The organism is Flavobacterium lotistagni (assembly GCF_011392125.1).
In the GTDB taxonomy this organism is placed as follows: Bacteria; Bacteroidota; Bacteroidia; order Flavobacteriales; family Flavobacteriaceae; genus Flavobacterium; species Flavobacterium lotistagni.
In genome coordinates, this window is the sequence record NZ_JAAJBU010000010.1 from 125,385 (window position 1) to 132,124 (window position 6,740).

5 protein-coding genes are annotated in these 6,740 nt (G+C 49.3%); 4 read left to right on the forward strand and 1 reads right to left on the reverse strand.

Annotation, left to right across the window (positions count from 1 at the left end; translation table 11 throughout):
• Window positions 1-13: 13 nt before the first annotated feature.
• The 4 genes from G4D82_RS11735 (at window position 14) to G4D82_RS11750 (ending at window position 4,923) form a co-directional block, all read left to right on the forward strand.
• On the forward strand, window positions 14-880 hold the full coding sequence (locus tag G4D82_RS11735) for a nitrilase-related carbon-nitrogen hydrolase (protein ID WP_166337470.1): 867 nt from the start codon (window positions 14-16) through the stop codon (window positions 878-880).
• 30 nt (window positions 881-910) lie between these two features.
• Entirely contained in the window at window positions 911-2,296 is a 1,386-nt protein-coding gene (locus G4D82_RS11740) for an NAD(P)-dependent oxidoreductase (protein WP_166337471.1), read from the forward strand.
• A gap of 25 nt (window positions 2,297-2,321) precedes the next feature.
• Window positions 2,322-3,590 carry an NAD-dependent dihydropyrimidine dehydrogenase subunit PreA gene (preA, locus tag G4D82_RS11745; protein WP_166337472.1) on the forward strand — a complete coding sequence of 423 codons (1,269 nt, stop codon included), beginning with the start codon at window positions 2,322-2,324 and terminating at the stop codon, window positions 3,588-3,590.
• A gap of 97 nt (window positions 3,591-3,687) precedes the next feature.
• Entirely contained in the window at window positions 3,688-4,923 is a 1,236-nt protein-coding gene (locus G4D82_RS11750; RefSeq protein WP_166337473.1) for a M20 family metallo-hydrolase, read from the forward strand.
• A 44-nt stretch (window positions 4,924-4,967) separates the two neighbouring features.
• Here G4D82_RS11750 and G4D82_RS11755 read toward each other — a convergent pair.
• A partial coding sequence (locus G4D82_RS11755) for a T9SS type B sorting domain-containing protein (RefSeq protein WP_166337474.1) occupies window positions 4,968-6,740 on the reverse strand: 1,773 nt, incomplete at its 5' end.

The window sequence follows — 6,740 nt, forward strand, 5'->3', positions numbered from 1 at the left end:
TAACATAAAACATATGGCAAGAATCATCAAATCCGGGTTGATCCAACTCAGTTTAGCCAAAACCGAAGGCGAAGGCACCATTGCAGAAATCATGCAGGCGATGGAAGACAAACACATTCCGTACATCGAAGAAGCCGGAAGACAGGGCGTACAAATCCTGTGTTTTCAGGAAATCTTCAACACGCCGTATTTCTGTCCGGGGCAAGATTCGAAATGGTATGCATCGGCAGAAACCGTTCCTGGGCCAACGACCGAAAGAATGCAAGCTTATGCCAAGAAATACAACATGGTCATCATCGTTCCGGTTTATGAAAAAGAACAAGCGGGGGTTTATTACAACACAGCCGCAGTCATCGATGCCGATGGCACTTACCTCGGCAAATACCGCAAAAACCACATTCCTCAAACGGGCGGTTTCTGGGAAAAATATTTTTTCAAGCCGGGCAATTTAGGCTATCCGGTTTTTCAAACCAAGTACGCCAAAGTCGGGGTTTACATTTGTTATGATCGTCATTTCCCCGATGGCGCTCGTTGCCTAGGATTGAATGGCGCGGAAATCGTCTACAATCCGTCGGCCACTACTGTTGGCCAATCACAGTATTTATGGAAACTCGAGCAACCTGCGCATGCTGTGGCCAATGGCTATTTTATGGGCTGCATCAACCGTGTCGGTGAAGAAAAACCCTGGAATCTGGGCCGTTTCTACGGAACCTCGTATTTCGTGAATCCACTTGGGGAAATCATCGCTTGTGCCTCTGAGCATCAGGACGAGCTTTTAGTAGCCGAATTCGATCTGGATTTAATCGAACAAATCCGCGGCAAATGGCAGTTCTATCGTGACCGACGCCCGGAAACCTATGGCGAGATCGTCGCACCTTAACACCAACCAAAACAAAAACAAACATAGATTATGAGCATCAAGAATAACCGATTAACCACGGCCGAATATCAGGAGAACTTCGCCGATATCCATCCGCCGTTTGAAACCAAGGATGCGGCGCTCACTGAAGCCAACCGCTGTCTGTTCTGCTATGATCCGCCGTGTATGAAGTCTTGTCCGACTTCGATCAACGTCCCGAAATTCATCCGGCAGATTACCACCGATAACATCAAAGGTTCGGCGCATACTATTTTCTCGTCCAATATCATGGGCGCAGGTTGCAGCAAGGTTTGTCCTGTCGAGAAATTGTGCGAAGGCGCGTGCGTGTATAATTTGATGGACGAAACCCCAATCCATATCGCGAAACTCCAACGCTATTCGACCGAAATGGCTATGGAAAAACAATGGCAACTTTTCGATAGAAAACCATCGACAGGAAAACGTGTAGCGATTGTAGGAGCTGGTCCGGCCGGATTGAGTTGCGCGCATACCTTGAGCCGTGAAGGCGTTGAGGTCACGATTTATGAAAAGGAAGCCAAAGGCGGAGGACTGATGACTTACGGAATTGCTGCTTACAAAGTCACACCCGAATTCTGCGAAGATGAGGTGAATTACATTACTTCGATTGGCGGCATTTCGATCAAATACAACCACGAACTCGGCCGAGACATTAGTCTGGAAGAATTGCAACGCAACTACGATGCAGTTTACCTGGCGTTCGGTGTCGGATTGGCGCGCCAGCTCGATATTCCGGGTGAAAATTTATTTGGAGTCACTGACGCGATTAAGTTCATTTACGATTTGCGCAACAACGATTATTCACAAATTGCTGTCGGTGACAAAGTAGCCGTGATTGGAATGGGAATGACCGCGATTGATGCAGCGACTCAGGCCAAACGACTCGGCGCTTCGGAAGTTCACTTGATTTACAGAAGAACGCAAGACGAAATGCCTTGTACCGAAAAGGAACTCAACATTGCCAAACTTGACGGTTGCAACATTATTTGGCTCGCGGCTCCGAAAGAAATCCTCGGCGATGGCGAAAACGTAAAACAATTGGTTTGCGATGTCATGAAACTCGGCGAACCCGACGCGAGCGGCAGAAGAAGCCCGGTCGCAACCGGAGAAACTTTCACACTAGATGTCGATATGGTCATCAAAGCCGCGGGGCAAATGCCTTTCTCGGAAATGGTCAGCGGTGAAAACCTCCAAAACAATAACGGTATAATCGCGGTGCAAGGAAAATCTAAAACCAGCGCCAACAACGTGTTTGCCGGAGGCGATTGCGTCAACGGAGGCCGGGAAGTGGTTGATGCCGTGCAAGCCGGAAAAGACGGAGCCGCCGCAATTTTAAAACAAATCATCAGTCCGGATTATATTATAGAATCGGAATTGAAACCGAAGTTCAACAATTAATCCCTCAACTTTAAAACAAAAAATTATGGCAGATATATCCATCGATTTCTTAGGAATCAAATCGCCGAATCCATTTTGGTTGGCCAGTGCGCCACCGACCGATAAAAAAATCAACGTCGTCCGCGCTTTCGAAGCCGGTTGGGGTGGCGTCGTCTGGAAAACCCTAGGCTCGCAAGTCAAGAACGTTTCCTCGCGTTATTCGTCGGTGAATTATGGCGGCAAACGAATGATGGGCTTCAACAACATCGAACTCATTTCAGACCGTCCGCTGGAGATCAACCTGCGCGAAATCACTGAAGTGGTCAAAATGTTCCCCGACCGCGCGATGATTGTTTCGCTCATGGCCGATAACAACAGAACCGCCTGGCACGAACTGATCAAAAAATGCGAAGACGCCGGCGCGATGGGCTTCGAGCTCAACTTCGGTTGCCCGCACGGCATGACCGAACGCGGCATGGGCGCAGCAGTAGGCCAGGATCCCGAAATCGCCAAAATGGTCGTTGAGTGGGTCATGGAAAAAGCCACGATTCCCGTCATCACTAAGCTCACTCCAAACGTTCATTCGGTAGTTCCCACGGCTCGCGCAGCAGTGGAAGGCGGCACCAACGCACTGAGTCTAATCAACACAATCCAAAGTGTCACCGGAGTCGATTTAGATACTTTAGTTCCCAATCCGTACGTGGCGGGTAAAAGCGTTTTCGGCGGCTATTGTGGCCCGGCAGTCAAACCGATTGCGCTGAAAATGCTCACCACAGTTTCTCAGGATCCGATGGCGTCGAGAGTTCCGGTTTCGGGAATTGGCGGCGTGAGCACCTGGAAAGACGCGGTAGAATTCATGCTCCTGGGTGCGACTTCTGTTCAGGTTTGCACCGCAGCGATGAACCACGGCTTCCGGATCGTAGAAGACATGTGTGAAGGCCTCAACAACTGGATGGACGAAAAAGGCTTCGCCAAAACCACCGATTTCATTGGGAAATCCGTTGAGAAAATCACGCATTGGGAAGACCTCGACATCAACTACCACCACATCGCCAACATCGACCAGAGCAAGTGCATCCACTGCGGTTTGTGCTTCATCGCGTGTGAAGATACCTCGCACCAATCGATCAACATCGAGCGCGGCACGCCTTACAACAACTACACGGTCAACGAGAAAGAGTGCGTCGGCTGCAATTTGTGCAAGCTCGTGTGTCCGGTCGATGGCTGCATCACGATGGAGGAGCACCGCGTCGCCCCAGATTACATCAACTGGAAAGACTGGCAACGCCTAGGAATGCCTTTGAACGATCATTAATTTTTTTTTGGGCGTTTCCCTATGGGCCGGGCTTTCCGCAGTACGCGGTACTTGCTCCAATCCCTAACGCAAACACCGTAAAACAAGAACGATTTATATGAAAATAAACTCTTCACGGCTTCAACAACATTTCGAAGCCATGAGCCTGATTGGCAAAATCGGCGCAACCGGAACCTGTCGCCCAGCACACACCGAACTGGAAAAGCAAGGTTTCAAGCTCGCCGCTTCCTGGATGCAAGAAGCTGGCATGAAAACCCACATCGATAATTTCGGGAATTTAATCGGCCGTCTCGAAGGTAAAAATCCCAACTTGCCGTGCCTGATGATGGGCTCGCACCTGGATTCCCAACCTTACGGCGGAAGATTCGATGGTGTCGCCGGCGTGCTTTGCGCTATCGAAGTGGTTACCACTTTGCACGAAAACGGCCTCGAACCCGAACGCCCAATCGAGGTGATTTCATTTGCAGACGAAGAAGGCTGGCGGTTCAACAAAGGGCTTTTCGGCTCGCGTGGTATCTTAGGCAAACTCGAAGAAGGCGAACTCCAGCGCGCCGATAAAGACGCCATCACCCGCGAGCAGGCGCTCAAAGATTTCGGTTGCGACATCACCAAATTCAAGGAATCAGAATACCAGGAAGGAAGCATTTTCTGTTTCCTCGAACTCCACATCGAACAAGGCCCAGTGCTCGATTTAGCGCACAAACCCATTGGCGTGGTTTCCGGAATTTCCGGCCCACTTTGGTGGACGGTCAAGTACAAAGGCATGGCTGGGCACACGGGTTCAGTTCCGATGCCAATCCGTAAAGATGCACTGATGGGCGCGGCAGAAACGATTGTCGCAGTAAATGAAATAGCCACTCAAATTCCCGGAGCGCCCACCGTCGGCACCGTCGGAACCATTCAGGTTTTTCCGGCTTCGAGAAATATCATTCCGGAAGAAGTGGTCTTCACCGTCGACCTGCGTGACATCGACCTTGAGAGAAGAAACCGCTACGAAAAGCAACTCCGCGACCGCATCGAACAAATCACCCAAAAACACGGGCTGACTTATTCCATTTCAGAAGATACCAAAAGTGACCCGAGATATTGCGCCGATTGGATCAAGGAAATCATCCACCGCCAATGTGAAGAACTCAATTTAGACGCTCCCGAACTTATGAGCGGCCCATTCCACGATGCGCTGGCTTTGTCTTACGCCTGTGATTACGGGATGATATTCGTTCGTTGCAAAGACGGCATCAGCCACAATCCGTTAGAGTATTCTTCCTACGAAGACCTTGCGCTCGGAGCCAATGTCCTGCTCGGAACCGTGACGGAAATCCTGAAAAAGTAAATTTCACTAAAAAAAGAACCACTTCAATTGAGTGGTTTTTTTATTTATCGCTTCAAAGAAAAGTGCGATTTGAAAGTGCTTTCTTTCCCAGAATTCGGATCGACAAAATCCACTGTAAACCAATAGTCCGTCGAAGGCAATGGATAGCCGTTGTAAGTGCCATCCCATCCAGTGCCGAGTGGACTAATCTGCTTGATGAATTTTCCGTAGCGGTCAAAAATATAGATGCCCGAATTCGGAATTTTCTCCAAGGCGCTGATATTCCAAGTGTCGTTATAAGTGTCGCCATTCGGAGTAAAAAACTTCGGATAGCCCAGAATCAGTATTTCTCCTTCAAGATCGGTACAGCCTACTTCGTCTTTGATCCGGATGGTATGCCATCCCGGAATCATGTTGTAAAAAGTATTCGAACTTTGCCAGGGTCCGTTGTCAAGTTGGTATTCGAAAGGTCCGCTTCCCGTCGGCGTCTGGATTACAATATAAGGATTGTCACTGAAAGCTTCACTGACTGATGTGGTGTAAGTGCGTGTGAAAATGGTGGCGGTAACGTTGGCAAAAACTTCTTCGGACACACAGCCGGTCGTAGTGTTGGTCGCAATCACCGAGTAGATGCCGGCTTCATTGGCCTGATACGCGTTGACATTGATGGGAATCAAATCACTGTCGAAGTACCACTGAAAATTGTGGTTGGCGCTGCTAAGCCCGGTATTGAGTAGATGTCCTTGAGCGGTATTTCCGGTAGCCACATCCACGCAAATGAAACCGCTGTTTAAAACAGGAACCGGTTTGGGATTTACTTTTACGGTAATTACCGCGGCAGTTCCCGTGCAACCGTTGAGCGTCGGTATGATATTGTAAAAAACATTGCCGCCGTTCATCGCTGTCGAGGTGAGGATCGGATCAATTAAAATACTGGTTCCGTTGGTAATAACCCCACTAACATTGTTTTGGGTCGCGGTCCAAGAAAAAGTGGTTCCGGGATAATTGGCCGCTAAGGTTATATTGGGTGAATTTTCGCTGCAAATCGATATTGGATTGGTACCGATGATTACCTGAGGCGTTGGCTTGATATTGACGTTTTGCGAGGTGCTAACGTTGGCACAGCCTCCGCTTCCATTGACGGTATAAGTAATTGTAGCCAATCCAGCGGCAATGCCTGAAATCACTCCAGTAATGGCATTTACCGAAGCAATGTTGACGGCCGATGAACTCCAGATACCGCTGGCAACCGTTGAGAAAAACTGACCATTGGAACCTTGGCAGATCTCTCGATTTCCGCTCAAAGTTCCAACCACAGGTGGCGCAGTTACGGTAACCGTTCTAGTTGCAGACACGTTCGCACAACCTCCAGTTCCCAAAACGGTATAAGTCATGGTTGCAGTTCCGGACGCCACGGCAGTCACGAGTCCTGAAGCACTACCAATAGTAGCGACTGTCACATCCGAAGAAGTCCAAGTACCGCCAGCGGAAGTTGAATTAAAGGAGGAAGTCTGTCCGACACAGATATTTTGATTGCCGCTCAGCGTTCCAACCACAGGTGGCGCAGTTACGTTAACCGTTCTAGTTGCAGACACATTCGCACAACCACCAGTTCCTAAAACAGTGTAAGTCATGGTTGCAGTTCCGGACGCCACCGCAGTCACGAGTCCTGAAGCACTACCAATAGTAGCGACGGTCGAATCCGACGAAGCCCAAGTTCCGCCAGATGAAGTTGAAGCAAAGGAAGATGTCTGTCCTACACAGATGTTTTGGTTGCCGCTCAAAGTTCCAACCACAGGCGGCGCAGTTACAGTAATAATTCTAGTCGCAGACACGTT

Bases quoted from the DNA above. Each gene is read 5' to 3' on its own strand.
- preA (WP_166337472.1), top strand. From the start codon at position 2,322: ATGGCAGATATATCCATCGATTTCTTAGGAATCAAATCGCCGAATCCA.
- G4D82_RS11740 (WP_166337471.1), top strand. From the start codon at position 911: ATGAGCATCAAGAATAACCGATTAACCACGGCCGAATATCAGGAGAAC.
- G4D82_RS11750 (WP_166337473.1), top strand. From the start codon at position 3,688: ATGAAAATAAACTCTTCACGGCTTCAACAACATTTCGAAGCCATGAGC.
- G4D82_RS11735 (WP_166337470.1), top strand. From the start codon at position 14: ATGGCAAGAATCATCAAATCCGGGTTGATCCAACTCAGTTTAGCCAAA.